This is a genomic window from Sphingobium chungbukense, from assembly GCF_001005725.1.
Classification (GTDB): domain Bacteria; phylum Pseudomonadota; class Alphaproteobacteria; order Sphingomonadales; family Sphingomonadaceae; genus Sphingobium; species Sphingobium chungbukense.
This window is the reverse complement of the sequence record NZ_LBIC01000010.1, coordinates 83,839-101,349: the sequence shown is the minus strand read 5'-3', so window position 1 is coordinate 101,349 and position 17,511 is coordinate 83,839. Positions and strand designations below refer to the sequence as shown.

The following is a 17,511-nucleotide window of genomic DNA, read 5'->3' as shown; positions in this document are numbered from 1 at the left end:
AGTGCCTCATCTACGCACCCATGCGGAATCACAGGATTTGCAAGGGGTGTTGCGTGTCGAACAACGCCCCTACCGGGTCGCTGACCTGAAAGTGTGACAATTGCGCGATACATTCGGACGTGAGTTCGTTCGGAGATGTGCAATGCGTCAACAAGCCCCACCGCTTGAGGCCATCGAGGCGTTCCTCGTGGCAGCGCGCGCTCAGTCTTTTCGAGCGGCGGCGGACGAAATTGCCCTCAGTCCATCTGCTTTCTCGAGGCGCATCCAATCTCTCGAGACCTTTCTCGGCACGGCGCTCTTCGATCGATCCGGTATCAGCTCCAGGCTGACCGAGGCTGGTATGCTGTATTATTCGAGGATCGCTCCTGCGATCGAACAAATCCGGGTCGCCACATTGCGGCTGCGGGAGGATACCGAGAGTCGCGTGCTGCGCCTCGTGACATCGCATTCCTTCGCGGTCGGCTGGCTGGTCGCCCGCCTCCCCGCACTCAAGCGGGAGTTGGACATCGAGATTGAGTTGTCCATTGGCCGCAATCCAGAGGCGCTGCGTTCGGGCGCTGTCGACCTCGCGATCTGGGGCGATATGCGCGACAACGCTTTGACCAGCGAACAATTGATCGAACTTGTTGCCGTGCCGGCATGTGCTGCTCAGCACGAAATCGATCTGGCGGCACCGGCTTCGCTTGAGCGCCTCTCGGAATATCGTGCGGTAGCAACCAAGGCGCCCGAGCACTTCTGGAAGGGATGGCTGGACGCAATCGGCCATCATGGGCCGCCGCCACAGCGCACCTCGCACTATGATACGATTCACCTCGCCTATGAAGCCGCGGCGAGCGGGGCGGGCCTGGCACTGGTGGTTCCGCTTCTGTCGGACCGGTTCATCCAGGAAGGTCGGCTGACCCCTTTAATGGCGATGCCACTACCGATTGGCGCGGAATACCGCATCTTCTTCTCAAGGGCGGACATCCAGTGCCGGAAGCCCGTGCGGCAGTTTCTGGCTTGGCTGAGACGCGAAGCGCAGGGGAGCGTCAGGGAGTTCGACACTTGGGCTGCCCGTTGCACGAAGCCGATTGCGCCTACAATTGCGAATTGATCAAGTGATCCGCCGTCAGGACAGTTCAGGGTATTGAAGGTCACAATCGCTCAGCGAGAACTTAATTCCCGCGGCGCAAGGCCGAAAGATTGCCCGGCGACAGGCTGATCAACCGGCCGTCTTGTTGAACAGAAGGCCGTATCGCAGGTCTGGATCGGCGATATGGCTTGCCAATGATAGTTCTCCGATTTGGTGATACGGGTTTAGGCTATTCGCCGTTCGGCCTGTTCTGGGGTTCTGTATCCGAGAACCGAATGGATCAGCCTGCGGCTATAATAGCCTTTGATATAGGCGACAGGTCCCGTTGCGTCGCTTCATGCGTTGGCCTTTGCGCTGGTAGGCAAGCTCGACCTTGAGACTGTGGAAGAAGCTGTCCATCGGGACATTATCCTAACAGCACGCAGTGCGGCTCATCGATGGCGTCGCCTTCATTGCGGTGAGTTGTCTGGCATACGCCTCGGCCGCGTATTGGCTTCCGCGATCGGAATGACAGACGAGGCCTTGGCCAGTCGTTGCCGCTGTGCAGCTATCATGAAGGCTGACAGCAGTTGCTCTGTGCGCATGCATTGTCCAGCCGACGATCTTGCGGATTGCGAGATCGACCACGGCTTGCCATCCCGCCTACAGCGCGGAGTGCGGCATGCATCTTTGGACTGCCATACCGGTCGCGATAATCGGCATGGACGCAGACGAAACGGAAGCTCATCTCGACACCTCCGCTAAAATGCCGATCGCCTGTTTTAAGACGTCACGCTCCATGCGTGTGCGTCATCAAAGCACACGACTCGCAAGCGCGAGATGTGTTCATAGTTTTCGCTGGGCTACGGGATTGACCGGTCGCGTGAACGGAGCGCTTCCGATACGCTGACTCGTCCCCTGCAAGGCCCATATGGCCCGTACCGATTGCAAATCCGATGGATCGAGACTCTGTCGTCCGGCATGAGCGACCAGGAAATCATGGAGCGGTTCCGCGTGATTGGAGAAGACGGAAGCTGGCTGACGGTGTTCGATCTGCGACATCACGGCGAGGTCGAAACCGCCCGGGGCGCGCGTCGCCTGATCGGCAGCAGGCGCCTCGAGCTGAGCACCGGCGAAGCGGTGCGTTCTCTAGGGCAGGATCTCTTCGAGGTCGTCGCCACGGGCGAACTGCTGCACCGCGTGTAACCAGGATGACACGGGGTCCGTGCGAATTTTCAATGCCTGGAATAAAATGGCTGCCGGAATGTCTAGTCGATACCCTGTTTCGAGGAGAGCCCGCTGAACGACCTCATTAATCTGCTGCAGCCGCTGGTTCCCGGCCTGCGTCGCTATGCCCGTGCGCTGTTGCACGACGCGGCCGCGGCAGACGATCTGGTGCAGGACTGCCTGGAGCACGCCATCTCCCGATGGGGGCAGCGCCGCGGCGATTCCGTGCGGCCCTGGCTCTACGCGATACTGCATAATCTCGCCGTGAATCGCCTGAAGCAGAAGAGGCGTCGTGGACCGCATATGCCGATCGAGGCGGTAGAGGAGGGCACGTTCGCGCAGGCGCCACGGCAGGATCAGGCGTTGCATCAGGAGGATGTGTTCCGTGCGATCGCGCAACTGCCGGAAGATCAGCGTGCGGTGCTGTTGCTCGTGAGCGTCGAGGATCTCTCTTATGAGGAGGCGGCCGCCACCCTGCAGGTCCCGATCGGCACGATCATGTCGCGCCTGTCGCGGGCGCGCGAGCGACTGCGGCGCATCCTCGATGGAAGCGAATCAAGAGCCGTCCCGCACCTGCGGAGAGTGAAGTGACCAGCAGACCCATTACCGAAGACGATCTCCAGGCCCATGTCGATGAGCGGCTCGAGGCGCGCCGTGACGCCGAGGTGCGCACCTGGCTCACCGAGTACCCGGCCGAGCTGGCGCGCATCGAGGACCTGCGGCGGCAGCGCGATCTGCTGCGCAGCGTGCTGGGCCCGATCGCGGAAGAGCCCATCCCGCCAGATCTCCAGGTGCAGCATCTCGCGCAGCGACAGCGCCGACAATGGGGGAGCAGCTGGCAGGCCGTGGCGGCAGCGTTGCTGCTGATGGTGGGCGGCGCTGGCGGCTGGACGCTCCATGGCCAGATGCAGCCGGCGCGCGGGATCGCAGCGCTCGCCCGGGAGGCGGCGGATAGCTATGCCGTTTATGCGCCCGATCGCGCGCGACCGGTCGAGATCGCGGCAGCGGACCGCGATAAGCTCATCGCCTGGGGCAGCGCTCGGCTCAATCGACAGGTGTCGATCCCCGACCTGTCGTCGCTAGGCTTCAGGCTTCTCGGCGGGCGGCTTGTCGCGACGCCGCATGGGGCGGGGCTGCTCACGATGTACGAGGATCCGACCGGCACACGCTTGGTGATGCTGACGCGGCCGATGACAATCGATCAGAACCGGCCGATGTCGGAGGAGGTGGAGGGCATGATCGGGTCGGTGAGCTGGTCGCGCAACGGGCTTGGCTACAGCATCGCGGGCGCTCTGCTGCCCGAGCGGATCCATCCGATCGCCGATCATGCGCGAGACCAGATGGCCACGGAGAGCTGATCGAGAGAAAAATTCGGCGGCGCTCGGGAATAAAGCCCTCGGCGGGATGTCCATCTCGCATCGATCATATTTTGGACAGCAGATGATGGACGACACTCCTCCTCTCCGACCGACCGGTCCTTATGCGATCATCGGCGCTATTCTTTTGCTGCTCGTGGGCGGTTTCGCCTGGGCGGCAGGCTGGATCGGACCCAAGCGCCTCGATGGCGGCGATGTCGCCAATGCGCTCGAGCAGAATGCAGGCGGCGTGCATGCCGGATATCGTCGCGCGCATTCCAAGGGCCTTTGCCTGGTCGGCGATTTCACCGCGAACGGCGCCGGCGCGACGCTGAGTCGGGCGAGCATCTTCGTCAAGGGCAGCTATCCGGTGATGGGACGCTTCTCGCTCGCTGGCGGTAATCCGCTCGCGGGCGATGGGCGCAATGTGTTTCACTCGATGGCACTGATCCTGCGCACGCCCGATCACCAGGAATGGCGCACGGGCATGAACCACACGCCGATCTTCCCGGTGGCCGACCCCCAGTCTTTCGTCGAGCTGCAGCGCGCAAGCACGCCCGATCCGAAGACGGGCAAGCCCGATCCCGCGGCAATGAAGGCCTATCTCGCGGGTCATCCGGAGACCAAGGCGTTCCAGGATTATGTCAAGCAGGCGGTCCTGCCGAACAGCTTCGGCAATGCGACCTATTATAGCATCAACGCGTTTCGCTTCACCAACGCCGCCGGCGAGACACGGTTTGTCCGCTGGCAAATGGTGCCGGAGAAGGCCGTCGCGGGCCTCGACAAGGCGAAGCTCGACAGCCTGCCGCGCGATTATCTGTTCAAGGAGATGGTCGAGCGTACCGCCAAAGGGCCGTCGCGCTGGCATCTGCTGGTCGTCGTCGCCAATGCCGGTGACGTGACCGATAAGGCGACGGTGGCCTGGACCGGGCCGCACCGGACGGTCGATGTCGGCACCCTCACGGTATCGAAGGTGGACCCTGAGGAGATCGGCAATTGTCGTGACGTGAACTTCGATCCCACCGTGCTCCCGGCCGGCATGGGGCTATCGGACGATCCGCTGCTCGCGGTCCGCGCCAAGGTCTATTCGACATCCTTCGGCCGCCGCGCCGGCGAGACGCCGGGACCGAGCGCCATCGGCCAGGATCTTCGGAACAAGGAGCCCATGCAATGAGCCGCCTCGAACGCACCCGCTTCGCGCTGCCCCTGCGGCTGATCCACTGGACCATGGCCGCGCTCATCCTCGCCATGCTCTTCATCGGGGTCGGCATGGTGTCGACGGTTGGCCCTGCCTATTCGGCGTTGCTGCAGCTGCATCGGCCGATCGGCGCCGCTCTGTTCGTGCTCGTCGTGCTGCGCCTCGCGATCCGGCTCGCCACCGGGGCGCCACCGCTGCCGGCCGACCTGCCCAAGGCCCAGCAGGCGGTGGCCAAGGGATCGCATCTGCTCCTCTATGCCGCGATGCTCGCGATGCCGCTGATCGGATGGGCCATGCTCTCGGCGGGGGGCTTCCCGATCGTCCTGACCAAGGATCTGTCGCTTCCACCGATCCTGCCTCATGATCTGCGCTATTATTTCGCGCTCCGCGGACTCCACACGATCATCGCGCTCGCCTTTTTCGCGCTGATCCTGGCGCATCTCGGGGCAGCGCTCATGCACGGGCTGATCCGCAAGGATGGTGTGCTGCGCAGCATGACCTTTGGCTCGGCTCGTCCTGCACCAGCAGCACCGGGCCTCCTCGAAGAACCGTCCGCTCCGGTCGAATAAGAATCTGGAGGCGCCGTAGTGGCGCCTCCTCCCCTTTTCAGGCAGCGGCCCTGGGGTCGCCAGGCGGCGTCCAGCCATAGCCCTTGGCCTCGAGCCGTGCCATGCCCCAGTCGGATATCTGGTCGAGCAGCGCCATCATGCTCTGTCCATCCTCTGTCAGCGCGTAGCGCGCGCCAGCGCCATTGACCGAGGTGGGGGCCGATTTGGTCAGCATCCCATCATCGAGGAGCGCCTTGAGTTGGGTGGCAAGCACCTGGTCCGGTGCATCCGGGAGCATCTTGGAGAGCGCAGAGAAGGTTTCATGGCCAATAGAAACAAGCAGCAGAATACGCGCCTTCCACTTGCCGCCGATAATCGAGAGCACTTCCTCGACCGGACAAGGCTCGAGCGGTGCACGTTTGGGCTGGTAGGTCATAGTCCTCAAGCCGACTCAGAAAATTCTGCATCTAGCCTAAGGCGGAGCCACCTGATTGTATAGACGAAGAACATACAACAGGAAGCATGACAGATGAAAGTGAATGTTACGTATTTCGACACCGCGATGGCGCTGATCGAGATCGGTTCAATCAGGATTTTGACCGACCCCGTGTTCGATGACGCCGGAACCACGTATAATGATGGCGTGATTGCTTTGGAGAAGACAAGTTCCCGCGCAATCGACCCCAGCGAACTCGGAAGAATTGATGCCGTGCTGCTCAGCCACGACCAGCATAGCGACAATCTCGACATGCGCGGCCGCGAATTTCTCGCCGAGGTGCCGCAGATCTTCACCACGCCGGAAGGCGCCGCGCGTCTTGGTGCGCGCGCTATCGGCCTGACGCCCTGGCAGGTTACCGAAATCAGCCGAGACGGTGTCACGCTGCGGGTCACGGCGGCGCCTGCTCAGCATGGCCCCGACGGCACCGAGGAACTGACCGGTCCGGTCACCGGCTTTCTGATCGACTGGGATGGCCGCAAGGCGAGTGGTCCGATCTATATTTCCGGCGACACGGTTCCCTTCGCCGGCACCAAGGAGATCGTCGAACGTGCCGCCCCGATCGGACTAGCGCTCATGCACATGGGACATGTGACCCCTGCTCCGGATGCCGGGATCTTCTTCTCGCTGTCGGCGCGCGAAGCAGCGGATTATGCCTCGAACCTGAAAGCGGAGGTGATGATTCCGCTCCATTTCGACGGCTGGGCGCATTTCGACGAGGCGAAGCCGGTCGCCACCAGCATCCTGGCCCAGGGCGAAGCCGCCAAGCGGACACGCTGGCTCGCGCCCCGCGAGAGCCTTTCGCTGGAGATGTAACCAGCGATCGCATTCCCATCGCATCGCCGAGAGGGGGCCTGCCAACGCAGGTCCCCTCTTTCGCGTCCGAGACTGGCCGCGGGTTGCGACGTCTCGGCCGAGGTGACATCGGCTCTCTGCGACGTCAGCGAGTCCCTGCCATTGCTGGCGGTCCAGTCGCCAGGCCTATTGCAAGTTTTCAGTGAACATCTATGTTCGTCGAATGACAAAGCGACGTTACACGCTTGGGCAGCGGGCCGCGACCCAGGAAGAAACCCGGCGCAGGATCGTCGAGGCCACGGTCCATCTGCATGAAACGCTTGGTCCCAGAGGCACCACGATCAGCGGCGTGGCCGAGCGTGCCCAGGTCCAGAGGCTGACTGTCTATCGCCATTTTCCGGATGAGGAGGCGCTGTTCAAGGCCTGTACCGGGCATTGGTTCGCGGCCAATCCGATCCCCGAACCCTCTGGATGGGCGATGGAAGCCGGCTATGCGCGCGTGAACAGCGCCTTGAGCCAGCTCTATGCCTATTATCGTCGCACCGAGCGGATGTGGACCGTGACCTTTCGGGACGAGGCCGATGTGCCCTCGCTCGCGGAGCCGATGCACCGCGTGCGCGCTTTCCTGGACGCTATTCGGGACGATTTGGTCGATCATCTCGCCCCCGATGCGTCCACTATCGAGCCTGTTCGCGTGACCCTCGGAAGCGCCGTCCAATTCCTGACCTGGCAGTCGCTTGCGCGGCAGGGTCAGGATGATGCGACGATCGCCGAGTTGGTTTGCGACTGGGTGCGCGGCGCATCCCGCCCTTCGACAACACCTTCCCGCCGCTAGGGTTCGCCCAGCACACCGGAGTGCGCCCGTTTTTGCCCTGATGGAGATAAGAGATCATGTCCGATAACGATGTCACGCGCGCCCTGTTCGATCGCTGGGAGCGAGTCTGGAACCACGGGGAGTTGGATCTGGTGCCGACCTGCGTCGCGCCCCGCTATCTGCGGCATGAGGAAGCCGGCGACCGCATCGTCACGCCGGAAAGCTATGCGGCGGAGATCGTCGCGCTGAAGCGCGATCGGCCGGATTTTCTGATCCTTGCCCATGACTACAGCTTTCAGGGGGATCGTGCCTGGTACCGGGTGTCGATGCGCTGGACCGACCGCGCCACGGACGCGCTTCAGACACGCGCGGCGATGCAGTCCTACCGGATTAAGGACGGCAAGCTGGCCGAGACCTGGGTGATGTCCTGGGCGGTTGGGTCCTCATGGACCGACGCGGCGCCGCTGGATAGCTGGACCAGCCCGATCCTCCCCCACTTCGATCGCGCCTGACTGTCGGTTCGTCCCGATGGTTCGGTTCTCGTCAAAATTGGCAATACACTATTGTTCATTGAATTATTGACCGGCTAGGGGCGAGCGGTTAGCGCCCGAGTCCAGTGAACAAGCTCGTTCACTCGATTCGGGAGAATGACAGATGGAAACAGCCTCCAATTGGCCCGGTAAGTCGGCCCCGCACTTGCTGCATATTGTCGGCTCGCCGCGCCGCGGCGTGTCGGCATCGCTGGATGTGGCCGAGCGGTTTATCGAGGCGTGGACCGCGGAGGATGCCACCCGGACGGTCGGGACGCTCGACATCTGGGAGATGGACCTGCCCAGCTTCGATGGCGCGGCGCTCGAGGCGAAATATGCAAGCCTTGCCGGTACCGAAATGGCGGGTGAGGCGGCACGGGTCTGGGCGACCATTCGTGAGCTCGGCCAGCTCTTCCATGCCGCTGACATCATCCTGATCGGCGTCCCGATGTGGAATTTCGGCATACCCTACCGGCTGAAGCACCTCATTGACGCGGTGACCCAGAAGGATGTGCTGTACGAGTTCGACGGCCAGAACATGCGCGGGTTGCTCGCCGGCCGGAAGCTCGTGCTGACCGCGGCGCGCGGCGCGCGCCTGGGCGGAGACTATCCTGAGAAGGATTTTGATCACCAGATCGCCTATATGCAGATCTGGGCGCGGATGGTCGGCATCACCGATGTCCACGCGATCGTCGCCGAGGGTACGCTGTTCGGGCCGGAAGCGGACGCCGCAGCGCGGGGCCCTGCACGCGCAACAGCGATCGAACTGGCAAGGACACTCTAGGTAAGGCGCCTGTCTCTAGCCCCAAGCGAAGCACATGATGTGATCGCCAAGGGAGGACTGCTTCGTCGGCCAAGCGGTCCTCCCCTCTTCCTGCCCTTTGTTGCTGTCGGGAAGGATGGCTGCGCTCGCCGACCGCGAGTTCGCCGGGGCACTGGGGCCCGACGGAGGTTAGCCGCGGGAAACGCCTGGACGCTGTGTCTGCTTCGCATATTCAGCGACACCGAGCAGTTCGGGGAGCTGGTCGACGGCCGCGTTCAGGCGCGTATTCGTGGGCGAGAGGCAGCCTCGGTCATGCTCCAGAACCGTTTCCCGGCCGTTCGCGTTCTTCCAGATGATCTTCACCTGAGCATGGTCGGTGGCCTGGTTCAGACATTGGGTATTCGCCTTCGTGCCATTGGCGGGCCGGAACGAAGCGAGCGAGCGCAAGACCCTGCGGTAGGTCGCTGGCGTCTTGCGCACTCTCCGATCGCCGAGAACTGCTGTGTGCCGCTCGCCATGGAACAGCACGGTTCCATCCGCCTCAATCTTGACGTCATAAACTGGACAGAAACCGAAGCAGGGGCCGAACGAAACTGAAAGAGCTGGATGCGGTCTTTGCTCCTTGGCCGCCGCAACATTCGAAACACCCAGACCAGCGACCAAAAATCCAGTCAATAGCTTCAGTCTAAGAACAGATATTTTCATGTAAGACATTCCCTGCCCAGATTTATCATCATTTATATCAAACTATTCTTCGATGTTCTCCCTTGCGAACATTAACTTTGCGCTTTGCCGGCGGCGCGATAGAGTTGATGCATCCGAAATGTGATCGGCCATCTCCGGCCGAAACGTCAGCACAAGCGCATCGCGCACCGCGCTTTCCGGCGACTTTATCGGCTTGATCGGCGTCACCACATGCTGGAGGCGGCGATCGTCGACGACGACCATTTCAAAAGGCGACGCCAGTTCGAGATCGGCGAGGTTGCGCCCCTCCGAGTCCCGAATACCGGTTACGCCGCCGAGCATATTCCGGCGGTCGATCAGCATCATGATGACAAGCGTGACGCCGTCCCTGTGTAGGCCCTCGGGCGTCGGCGTCGCTCGCTCGAATGCTTTCCCCTCGATCCGGAACTGGTGCATCTCGCCATGCCAATGCGTCTCGGCAGTGTCCGTGATCCGGTATGCGAGTGAGGTTCCCAGGCTCAGAAGGCCATGAGTGATCGGATGATCGGCAATCTTAGGCTCGACGGGAGAGAACCAGCGATCCACACCACCATTGAGCTGGTTGTGGAGGCGGCTCTGATAATGGCGCTGATGTGGTTTTCGGACAATCGTACCGCCTTCGACAGAGAAGGTCGCAAAGCGGCGCCTGCGGTAGGTACCACCGTCTCCCATCCATTCATCGGGGTCGAGGCGCTCCCAGCTCTCGGTATAAGGGCCGAAGCATTCCAGGGGCAAGCCGAGCAGGTCCCGCGACTGCGCCGCTTCGAACCGGGCGAAGCCGGTGGCTCGGAGCTGGGCAACGGCGCGCTGCATCGTCTCGTCAAGCGGAGCGCGCCACAAAGGGCGATGGTTCATCCTGTCGTCAGCCCCGCCAGGTTCATGAGCCAGCGAAAGCCCATCGCAACAATACCCAGAGCGAGAACGCTTCCCGCCCAGATCAACAGCAGCCAGCCGATGCGGCTAAGCCATAGGGCGCGGGGACGAGATACGGGGCGCATCAGTGATAGCCCTCCCCCACCCGGACCTTTCCGCGAAAGACGTAATAGGACCAGGCGGTGTAAGCGAGGATGAAGGGAATGATGAAGAGCGCGCCGACCAGCGTGAACCCGAGGCTCTCCGGCGGCGAGGCCGCGTCCCAGATCGAGATGCCGGGCGGAATGATGTTCGGCCACAGGCTGATCCCCAGGCCCGTATAGCCGAGGAACAGTAACAGCAGCGTCAACAGGAACGGCGCCGCATGGCTGTCGCGCGAGAGTGACCTCAGGATTAGTGCCGTGGCAACCAGCACCAGCAACGGCACGGGCAGGAAGAAATAGAGGTTGGGTAGCGAGAACCAGCGCGCGGCCACCTCTGGGTGGGCATAGGGGGTCCAGAGGCTGACGATGCCGATGATGACGCACAGCGCCACCGTCACCGGGCGTGCAAGCCCGCGCATGCGCTGCTGCAGCGTCCCTTCGGTCTTCATCACCAGCCAGGTCGCGCCGAGCAGTGCATAGGCGACCAGCAGGCCGACACCAGTGAACAGGCTGAACGGCGTCAGCCAGTCGAACAGGCCGCCGGCATAGGCCCCCTTTTCGACCCGGAAGCCGTTGATGAAGGCGCCCAGCGCCACGCCCTGGAAGAAGGTGGCGATATAGGAACCCCAAGCGAAGGCCTTGTCCCAGAAGGCCTTGTGACCCTCATCCGCCTTGAAGCGGAATTCGAACGCCACACCACGCCAGATCAGTCCGGCAAGCATCAGGACAAGCGGAAGATAGAGCGCGCTCAGGATCACCGAATAAGCTAACGGAAAGGCGGCGAGGAGCGCGGCGCCGCCCAGCACCAGCCATGTTTCGTTGCCGTCCCAGACCGGCGCGACGGTGTTGACCATGGTGTCGCGGTCCTCGTGGGCGGGAACGAAGGGCGACAGGATGCCGATGCCAAGGTCGAAGCCGTCCATGATGACGTACATCATCAGGCCAAACGCGATGATGATCGCCCAAATCAGCGGAAGGTCGATACCCATCGTCAGTCTCTCTTGCCAATCGGGTCGATGTCATCGGGGGCAGCCGAAAGCGGCCGGGCCGGCCGCAGGGCCTGGCCCTTCTCGTGCGCACTTTCCCCGTCGGGACTAGCCTGCGGCCCCTTCGCGGCGAGTTTCATCATATAGCTGATGCCGGTACCGAACACCGCGCAGTACATGATGATGAACAGGATCAGCGTCGACGACAGCGCGAGCGCGCTATGGTTAGACACCGCGTCCTTCGTCCGCATCACCCCATAGACGATCCATGGCTGACGGCCAATTTCCGTAGTGAACCAGCCGGCCAGAATCGCAATGCTGCCCGACGGCCCCATCAGCAAGGCAAAGCGCAGGAACGCTCGGCTTTCGTACAATCGTCCGCGCCAGCGTAGCCAGAGCGCCCAGACGCCCAGCAGCAGCATGAGAAGCCCCAACCCCACCATCACGCGGAAGCTCCAGAAGACGATGGTCGAGTTGGGCCTATCGCCTGGTGCGAATTCCTTCAGGCCGGGAATCTGGCCGTAAAGTTCATGCGTGAGGATGAGGCTGCCAAGATAAGGCACCTCGACCGCATAGTGGGTTTTTTCCGCCTTCATATCGGGCACGCCGAACAGGATCAGCGGCACGCTTTCGCCCGGCCTGTTCTCCCAATGACCCTCGACCGCCGCGATCTTGGCTGGCTGGTATTTGAGTGTATTGAGCCCATGTGCATCGCCAACCGCGATCTGGATCGGCGCCACGATCAGCATCATCCACATCGCCATCGAGAACATCGTGCGTACAGCCGGCGTATCACGCCGCTTGAGGAGGTGCCACGCCGCCGACGCGCCGACAAACACCGCCGTCGAGAGATAGGCCGCGATCGTCATATGCACGAGCCGGTAAGGGAAGGACGGGTTGAAGATCACCTTCAGCCAGTCGGTGGGTATGACGCGTCCGTCCACGATCGCGAAGCCCTGCGGCGTCTGCATCCAGCTATTCGACGCCAGGATCCATGTCGCCGAGATGAGCGTGCCAATCGCGACCATGATCGTTGCGAAGAAATGCAAGCCCGGTCCGACCTTTTTCCACCCGAACAGCATGACACCGAGGAAGCCGGCCTCAAGGAAGAAGGCGGTCAGGACTTCATAGGCAAGCAGCGGTCCGGTGATGCTTCCCGCGAAGCTGGAGAAATAGCTCCAGTTGGTGCCGAACTGATAGGCCATCACCAGGCCCGAAACGACGCCCATCGCGAAGTTGACCGCAAAAATCCCGGACCAGAAATGGTAGAGAGCGCGATAAACCTTGTCTTTCTTCCAGAGCCAGAGTCCCTCGAGGACCGCGAGATAGCTGGCGAGACCGATGGTGATCGCCGGAAAGATGATGTGGAAGGAAACCGTGAAGCCGAACTGGATGCGGGCCAGTTCGAGCGCCGTTAATCCGAACATTCTGTCGCCTCCCCTGCTACGGTCGCGGCATCGAAGTCCTGTGAGATCAAATTGTCAGCTTGCGGCGCGAAGATAACCGGCGCCTTGGCTCGCGTATCCACCGAGAGCTGAAAGATATCAGGTCGCGCATAATGGCCGACGACATCAAGGTCGTACTTGCCGCGCGCGATCACCTTGCGATCGATATCGGCGATCCGGATCATCTCGCCGGTAAAATCGGGTTCGACCAACACATTGCCGAGCGGATCGACAATGCACGAGCCCCCGCGGATCAACACTGTCTTGGGATCATCGCCCTGAATGGCGTCATAGCCGGGTGGCGCATCCGCGCGAGTCAGATACTGGCAGGCCGAGATGACGAAGCAGCGCCCTTCGAGCGCGATGGTGCGCATCGTGGGCAGCCAGGTATCGCGGTCGTCGACCGTCGGCGCGCAATAAAGCTCGATCCCCTGCGCGTACATCGCCGTGCGCAGCTGCGGCATGTAATTCTCCCAGCATATCACGCTGCCGATGCGGCCGAGAGACGTGCCGACAACACCTATGGTCGAGCCGTCGCCAAAGCCCCAGACCAACCGCTCGAGCGCCGTCGGCATCAGCTTGCGATGCTTCGAGAGCAGCCGGCCGTTCGGACCATAGGTGAGCGAACTGCAATAGAGCGTGCCTCCGTCGCGTTCGATTACGCCGACGACGAGATGGATTTTGTTGAGAAGAGCGATTTCGCCCAGACGCGCCGCTTCTTGTCCCGGCACGGCGATCGCGCTCTCATGATAGCGCCGGAAGTCCTCCCTGCCCTGCGGACTGCGGCTGCCCAGCCGCGCGCCGAAATCGAGTCCCTTGGGATAGCCGCCGACAAAGGCCTCGGGGAACACCACCAGCTCGGCCCCAGACCTCGCTGCCTCCCGCGTCAGCTCCGCGAGCTTGGCGATGGTCTTGGGCGTATCGAAGAGAACCGGAGCGGCCTGAACAACGGCGGCCTTGAACGTGTCGGTCATGAGCAGGATCCTGGTGGGGCTAGACGACGGCCTTGGTTCCGAGCGACGGCTCGGCGATCAGGCTCGCCAATTGGGTCAATCCATCTTCGAGCGCGCCCCGGTCCGGCGCGACGCCGATCGAGATACGCACGGCTTCAACGGGGTGGGCGGTGACTGCGAAGGTGGAGGCCGGTACCAGCGAGACGCCGGCACGATCCGCGTGATCAGCGAAATCGGCCGCGCGCCAGTGCTCGGGCAGATAGAGCCAGAGATGATGACCATGAACGTCCGCGGCGTACCGGCTTCCAGCCAGGATGCTCGCGGCGATCTTCTGCCGGGCCGCATTCTCCTCGGCAATCGCAATCGTCACCTCGTCGAGCGATCCCTCGACGATCCAGCGGCTTGCCAGCGCCGACATGAGTGGCGGCGCCATCAGGATGGTCGCGCGCAGAACGGCCGAGAGCCGCCGGGCCTTGGCGGCACTGGGCGCGATGACATAGGCAATCCGCAGCGCCGGTGTGACGCATTTGGAGAGCGTCGCGATATGCCAGGTGATGTCCTCGGCCAACTCAGCCATCGAGACAAGCCGCTCGGGGCGCAGCGGCGCATAGGGATCGTCCTCGAAGATCAGCACGTCATATTGGCGCGCCAACGCTACCAGGGCACGTCGCCGTTCCTCAGGCAGCGTCGCCGTTGTCGGGTTGTCGATCGTCGGTACGACATAGAGCGCCTTGGGCTTCTTCTCGCGACAGACCTTCTCGAACGCGTCAGGGATGATGCCGAGTTCGTCCATCGCGAGCGGTTCCAGCACCAGCCCTTTCTGGACCGCGACCGCCTTGAGGCCCGGATAGGTCATCGCACCCGCCGCCACGACATCGCCTGGTGAGAGCAGCAGCTCGCAGATCGCGAAGAGCGCGCATTGGGCGCCGCCGGTTACGATAATCCGGTCTGCCGTGACAGCCTCGAAGCGCCCACTGAGCCATGAGGCCGCAGCTCTGCGGTCACGTTCGATCCCGTTGCTCTCCTGATAATGGAGCGTCATCAACCCACGTGGGCCGGCCAGGGCTGCAGATACGCCTTGCGGAAATATCTTGCGGAAATCGGTCGCGCTCGGCTGCGGCGGGATGTTCATGCTGAGATCAAGAATGGGCGGAATCGACTCAGCGGTCTCGCCACCACTGGTGCTTGCGCTTATATAGGTACCGCGGCCGGCATGGGCCTCGATCAATCCGCGCCGACGCGCTTCGTTGAAAGCACGCGTGACGGTCGTCAGATCGACCTTAAGCGCATCGGCGACTGCGCGCTGAGAGGGCACGCGCTCGCCGCGCACTGCGCGTCCGGACTGGATATCGGCCTCAAGTGCCTCGACAATGCCGAGATACTTCATGGGCGATGTTTCATTCAGGCGCGGTCGCCACATGATTCCTGCCCCTCGCTACCATGTATGGTAATTAAACATACAATGCTATATACCATGTATGGCAGGCGAGGAAAAGGGCTGATCGCGCAGGCCGGAGACGCGCTCTGACGCTGAATTGGAATGGAGCAGCGGCGCGCGACATGCATTCGCCGCGCGCCGTCAGCAAGCGAAAGGCTCAGCCTTCGCCCATTCCTTCAGCCGGCTTGGGAGCATTGCCGCTGAAAACCTTGTCTTCGATCCGCTTACCGACACCAGTGTCCACGCTCTTCCAATAAGCGAAGGCGCGGCCCAAGACCGGCTCTCGGACGCCGCCAAGTAGACTCGCCGCGACTTGATCGACCAGAGCGTCACGCTGGGCATCGTTGAACACGTCGCGTACCAGCGTGCCGGCCTGACCGAAATCATCGTCCTCGGCATGGAGCGTGTAGGCGCTGCGTACCATCTCGCCATCCGCCTCCCAGCCGTCATCGGCCGGACCGGTCTCGTCGGCCCAGGGCCGTCCGCCTGCGTTCGGGACATAGGTCGGCGCCGCGCCGCTATGATCGAACGCCATCTGACCGTCGAACATATAGGTGTTCACCGGCACCTTGGGGCGGTTGACCGGCAGCTGGTGAAAGTTGGTTCCGATCCGGTTGCGCTGGGCGTCATTATACGCGAATGCGCGGGCCAGAAGCATCTTGTCAGGCGAGAGGCCGATCCCGGGCACGGTGTTGCCGGGCGAGAAGGCCGCCTGCTCGATCTGCGCGAAGAAGTTCTCCGGATTGCGGTTGAGCGTCATCGCCCCAACCGGGATCAGCGGATAGTCCGCATGCGCCCAGGTCTTGGTCAGGTCGAACGGGTTGAACCGATACTCGGCCGCGTCGACATAGGGCATGATCTGCACCGAGAGCTTCCAGACCGGGAACTCGCCGCGCGCGATCGCCTCGAACAGGTCGCGGCGGTGATAATCGGCATCGGCGCCCGCCATGGCGGCGGCTTCGGCATTGTCGAAGAAGCGCATGCCCTGGGCCGTGTGGAAGTGATATTTCACCCAGAATTTCTCGCCCGCCGCGTTGATCCACATATAGGTGTGCGAGCCATAGCCGTTCATATGGCGCCAGCTGAGCGGCAGGCCGCGCTCACCCATCAGATAGGTGACCTGGTGCGCGGTCTCGGGATTGCTCGTCCAGAAGTCCCACTGCATGTGATTGTCGCGGAGGCCTGAATCTGGCAACCGCTTCTGGCTGCGGATGAAGTGCGGGAACTTGATCCCGTCGCGGATGAAGAAGACCGGCGTGTTGTTACCGACGAGATCGTAATTGCCTTCATCCGTGTAGAATTTGAGGCTGAAGCCGCGGACGTCGCGCCAGGTATCGGGACTGCCGGACTCGCCCGCTACGGTCGAGAAGCGCGCGAGCATGTCTGTCTTCGCGCCCTTCTGGAACAAGGCGGCCTTAGTGTAGGCGGAGATATCCTCCGTCGTCTCGAATACACCGAACGCGCCCGATCCCTTCGCATGCGGCTGGCGCTCGGGCACCTTCTCACGATTGAAATGTGCCATCTGTTCAAGGAAATGCACGTCGTGGAGAAGAACGGGGCCGTTGGGTCCGACTGAAAGAGAATTTCGATCGCTCCGCGCCGGCGCGCCGGTGCTCATCGTAGAGCCAGTCTTATTTACGATATTGTCTGTCATTTGCACTCTCCTTTTCAGGTGTCGGGTTTCCATCTTGGGTATTCCCGCTTCTATCCGTTGCGCTTGGTCGACGCTTACGAGGATTATGAACCACAGTAATCGCTTAGATAAATGTCCAACTTGTGACCCACATCTTACTTTCCCAGAGCGATGATCCTTTTTTGTGGATTCCGAGCCCGCTTCGATCAGGTGGGGGTTCAAACTGCCAGGGGCTAATGTCTGCAGCTACGCGTTGGATTTGGTTTGCGCTTACCGGCCCGACAGCGTTGGCAAAGGCGGTTGTCATCGATCAGGCGAGCGAAGCATTCCGCGCAGAGCCCACGATCCTCCGAATAGGGATGCTGTGGTCCCCTTCTGAGCAAGATCACCGACGCGATTGGCCCCGTCAACAACGCCATCAAGACCCACCGCCAGACAGAACGCTCCTGTACGATGGCAATGACCATCGCACATAGGCCTGAAATGACCCAAAGCGCGATCAAAGCATCAACCAGCGGATTCATGTTAAGCCCCACTCGC

Annotated in this window: 20 protein-coding genes; 10 read left to right on the top strand and 10 right to left on the bottom strand. The window is 62.1% G+C overall.

Annotation, left to right across the window (positions count from 1 at the left end):
• Nucleotides 1-142: 142 nt before the first annotated feature.
• Nucleotides 143-1,093, top strand: coding sequence for a LysR substrate-binding domain-containing protein (locus YP76_RS20395; protein WP_046765444.1), 951 nt, complete (start codon nucleotides 143-145; stop codon nucleotides 1,091-1,093).
• 390 nt (nucleotides 1,094-1,483) lie between these two features.
• Here YP76_RS20395 and YP76_RS29300 read toward each other — a convergent pair whose 3' ends face one another.
• The gene (locus tag YP76_RS29300; RefSeq protein ID WP_408640455.1) at nucleotides 1,484-1,660 is read right to left on the bottom strand and encodes a hypothetical protein; all 177 of its coding nucleotides are present in this window, start codon (nucleotides 1,658-1,660) and stop codon (nucleotides 1,484-1,486) included.
• Nucleotides 1,661-2,032: 372 nt separating this feature from the next.
• On the opposite strand from YP76_RS29300, the gene YP76_RS20390 reads away from it, so the two are divergent.
• The 5 genes from YP76_RS20390 to YP76_RS20370 all read left to right on the top strand — a co-directional run bounded on the left by YP76_RS20390 (nucleotide 2,033) and on the right by YP76_RS20370 (nucleotide 5,400).
• Nucleotides 2,033-2,257, top strand: coding sequence for a hypothetical protein (locus YP76_RS20390; RefSeq protein ID WP_046765443.1), 225 nt, complete (start codon nucleotides 2,033-2,035; stop codon nucleotides 2,255-2,257).
• 69 nt (nucleotides 2,258-2,326) lie between these two features.
• Entirely contained in the window at nucleotides 2,327-2,869 is a 543-nt protein-coding gene (locus YP76_RS20385) for a sigma-70 family RNA polymerase sigma factor (protein WP_332307428.1), read from the top strand.
• A complete protein-coding gene (locus YP76_RS20380; RefSeq protein WP_046765441.1) occupies nucleotides 2,866-3,636 on the top strand; it encodes an anti-sigma factor family protein in 771 nt (256 codons plus the stop codon). Before YP76_RS20385 ends, YP76_RS20380 begins: the two co-directional genes overlap by 4 nt.
• Nucleotides 3,637-3,718: 82 nt before the next feature.
• Nucleotides 3,719-4,807 carry a catalase family peroxidase gene (locus YP76_RS20375; RefSeq protein ID WP_046765553.1) on the top strand — a complete coding sequence of 363 codons (1,089 nt, stop codon included), beginning with the start codon at nucleotides 3,719-3,721 and terminating at the stop codon, nucleotides 4,805-4,807.
• On the top strand, nucleotides 4,804-5,400 hold the full coding sequence (locus YP76_RS20370; RefSeq protein WP_046765440.1) for a cytochrome b: 597 nt from the start codon (nucleotides 4,804-4,806) through the stop codon (nucleotides 5,398-5,400). Before YP76_RS20375 ends, YP76_RS20370 begins: the two co-directional genes overlap by 4 nt.
• Nucleotides 5,401-5,437: 37 nt before the next feature.
• On the opposite strand, the gene YP76_RS20365 is transcribed toward YP76_RS20370, so the two are convergent.
• Nucleotides 5,438-5,815, bottom strand: coding sequence for a winged helix-turn-helix transcriptional regulator (locus YP76_RS20365; protein WP_052757523.1), 378 nt, complete (start codon nucleotides 5,813-5,815; stop codon nucleotides 5,438-5,440).
• A gap of 93 nt (nucleotides 5,816-5,908) precedes the next feature.
• Between YP76_RS20365 and YP76_RS20360 the strand changes: the two genes are divergently transcribed.
• From YP76_RS20360 to YP76_RS20345, 4 genes are all read left to right on the top strand, one after another.
• Complete coding sequence (locus tag YP76_RS20360) at nucleotides 5,909-6,691, top strand: MBL fold metallo-hydrolase (RefSeq protein WP_046765439.1); 783 nt, start codon at nucleotides 5,909-5,911, stop codon at nucleotides 6,689-6,691.
• 202 nt (nucleotides 6,692-6,893) lie between these two features.
• Nucleotides 6,894-7,505 carry a TetR/AcrR family transcriptional regulator gene (locus tag YP76_RS20355; protein WP_046765438.1) on the top strand — a complete coding sequence of 204 codons (612 nt, stop codon included), beginning with the start codon at nucleotides 6,894-6,896 and terminating at the stop codon, nucleotides 7,503-7,505.
• 56 nt (nucleotides 7,506-7,561) lie between these two features.
• Nucleotides 7,562-7,996: an ester cyclase gene (locus tag YP76_RS20350; protein ID WP_046765437.1), complete on the top strand. Its 435-nt coding sequence runs from the start codon at nucleotides 7,562-7,564 to the stop codon at nucleotides 7,994-7,996.
• A 142-nt stretch (nucleotides 7,997-8,138) separates the two neighbouring features.
• Entirely contained in the window at nucleotides 8,139-8,798 is a 660-nt protein-coding gene (locus YP76_RS20345; protein ID WP_046765436.1) for an FMN-dependent NADH-azoreductase, read from the top strand.
• Between the two features lie 168 nt (nucleotides 8,799-8,966).
• On the opposite strand, the gene YP76_RS27940 is transcribed toward YP76_RS20345, so the two are convergent.
• The 8 genes from YP76_RS27940 to YP76_RS20310 all read right to left on the bottom strand — a co-directional run bounded on the left by YP76_RS27940 (nucleotide 8,967) and on the right by YP76_RS20310 (nucleotide 16,992).
• Nucleotides 8,967-9,482 (bottom strand): DUF6438 domain-containing protein, encoded by a 516-nt coding sequence (locus YP76_RS27940; protein ID WP_157035843.1) that lies wholly within the window; start codon nucleotides 9,480-9,482, stop codon nucleotides 8,967-8,969.
• A gap of 42 nt (nucleotides 9,483-9,524) precedes the next feature.
• Nucleotides 9,525-10,313, bottom strand: coding sequence for a 2OG-Fe dioxygenase family protein (locus YP76_RS20335; protein ID WP_084733302.1), 789 nt, complete (start codon nucleotides 10,311-10,313; stop codon nucleotides 9,525-9,527).
• Between the two features lie 38 nt (nucleotides 10,314-10,351).
• The gene (locus tag YP76_RS27250; RefSeq protein WP_084733291.1) at nucleotides 10,352-10,498 is read right to left on the bottom strand and encodes a DUF2474 domain-containing protein; all 147 of its coding nucleotides are present in this window, start codon (nucleotides 10,496-10,498) and stop codon (nucleotides 10,352-10,354) included.
• On the bottom strand, nucleotides 10,498-11,505 hold the full coding sequence (gene cydB / locus YP76_RS20330) for a cytochrome d ubiquinol oxidase subunit II (protein WP_046765434.1): 1,008 nt from the start codon (nucleotides 11,503-11,505) through the stop codon (nucleotides 10,498-10,500). The genes YP76_RS27250 and cydB overlap by 1 nt, the downstream gene beginning before the upstream one ends.
• 2 nt (nucleotides 11,506-11,507) lie before the next feature.
• Entirely contained in the window at nucleotides 11,508-12,929 is a 1,422-nt protein-coding gene (locus YP76_RS20325; protein ID WP_046765433.1) for a cytochrome ubiquinol oxidase subunit I, read from the bottom strand.
• Nucleotides 12,917-13,921 carry a carbon-nitrogen hydrolase family protein gene (locus tag YP76_RS20320; protein WP_084733290.1) on the bottom strand — a complete coding sequence of 335 codons (1,005 nt, stop codon included), beginning with the start codon at nucleotides 13,919-13,921 and terminating at the stop codon, nucleotides 12,917-12,919. Before YP76_RS20320 ends, YP76_RS20325 begins: the two co-directional genes overlap by 13 nt.
• Nucleotides 13,922-13,940: 19 nt before the next feature.
• Nucleotides 13,941-15,287, bottom strand: coding sequence for an aminotransferase-like domain-containing protein (locus YP76_RS20315; protein ID WP_198147558.1), 1,347 nt, complete (start codon nucleotides 15,285-15,287; stop codon nucleotides 13,941-13,943).
• 208 nt (nucleotides 15,288-15,495) lie between these two features.
• The gene (locus YP76_RS20310; RefSeq protein WP_046765431.1) at nucleotides 15,496-16,992 is read right to left on the bottom strand and encodes a catalase; all 1,497 of its coding nucleotides are present in this window, start codon (nucleotides 16,990-16,992) and stop codon (nucleotides 15,496-15,498) included.
• Between the last annotated feature and the right edge of the window lie 519 nt (nucleotides 16,993-17,511).

Bases quoted from the DNA above. Each gene is read 5' to 3' on its own strand.
- YP76_RS20360 (WP_046765439.1), top strand. From the start codon at position 5,909: ATGAAAGTGAATGTTACGTATTTCGACACCGCGATGGCGCTGATCGAG.
- YP76_RS20390 (WP_046765443.1), top strand. From the start codon at position 2,033: ATGAGCGACCAGGAAATCATGGAGCGGTTCCGCGTGATTGGAGAAGAC.
- YP76_RS29300 (WP_408640455.1), bottom strand. From the start codon at position 1,660: ATGCATGCGCACAGAGCAACTGCTGTCAGCCTTCATGATAGCTGCACA.
- YP76_RS20355 (WP_046765438.1), top strand. From the start codon at position 6,894: ATGACAAAGCGACGTTACACGCTTGGGCAGCGGGCCGCGACCCAGGAA.
- YP76_RS20315 (WP_198147558.1), bottom strand. From the start codon at position 15,287: ATGAAGTATCTCGGCATTGTCGAGGCACTTGAGGCCGATATCCAGTCC.
- YP76_RS20325 (WP_046765433.1), bottom strand. From the start codon at position 12,929: ATGTTCGGATTAACGGCGCTCGAACTGGCCCGCATCCAGTTCGGCTTC.
- YP76_RS20345 (WP_046765436.1), top strand. From the start codon at position 8,139: ATGGAAACAGCCTCCAATTGGCCCGGTAAGTCGGCCCCGCACTTGCTG.
- YP76_RS27250 (WP_084733291.1), bottom strand. From the start codon at position 10,498: ATGCGCCCCGTATCTCGTCCCCGCGCCCTATGGCTTAGCCGCATCGGC.
- YP76_RS20350 (WP_046765437.1), top strand. From the start codon at position 7,562: ATGTCCGATAACGATGTCACGCGCGCCCTGTTCGATCGCTGGGAGCGA.
- YP76_RS20335 (WP_084733302.1), bottom strand. From the start codon at position 10,313: ATGCAGCGCGCCGTTGCCCAGCTCCGAGCCACCGGCTTCGCCCGGTTC.
- YP76_RS20395 (WP_046765444.1), top strand. From the start codon at position 143: ATGCGTCAACAAGCCCCACCGCTTGAGGCCATCGAGGCGTTCCTCGTG.
- YP76_RS27940 (WP_157035843.1), bottom strand. From the start codon at position 9,482: ATGAAAATATCTGTTCTTAGACTGAAGCTATTGACTGGATTTTTGGTC.
- YP76_RS20370 (WP_046765440.1), top strand. From the start codon at position 4,804: ATGAGCCGCCTCGAACGCACCCGCTTCGCGCTGCCCCTGCGGCTGATC.
- YP76_RS20365 (WP_052757523.1), bottom strand. From the start codon at position 5,815: ATGACCTACCAGCCCAAACGTGCACCGCTCGAGCCTTGTCCGGTCGAG.
- cydB (WP_046765434.1), bottom strand. From the start codon at position 11,505: ATGGGTATCGACCTTCCGCTGATTTGGGCGATCATCATCGCGTTTGGC.
- YP76_RS20375 (WP_046765553.1), top strand. From the start codon at position 3,719: ATGATGGACGACACTCCTCCTCTCCGACCGACCGGTCCTTATGCGATC.
- YP76_RS20320 (WP_084733290.1), bottom strand. From the start codon at position 13,921: ATGACCGACACGTTCAAGGCCGCCGTTGTTCAGGCCGCTCCGGTTCTC.
- YP76_RS20310 (WP_046765431.1), bottom strand. From the start codon at position 16,992: ATGACAGACAATATCGTAAATAAGACTGGCTCTACGATGAGCACCGGC.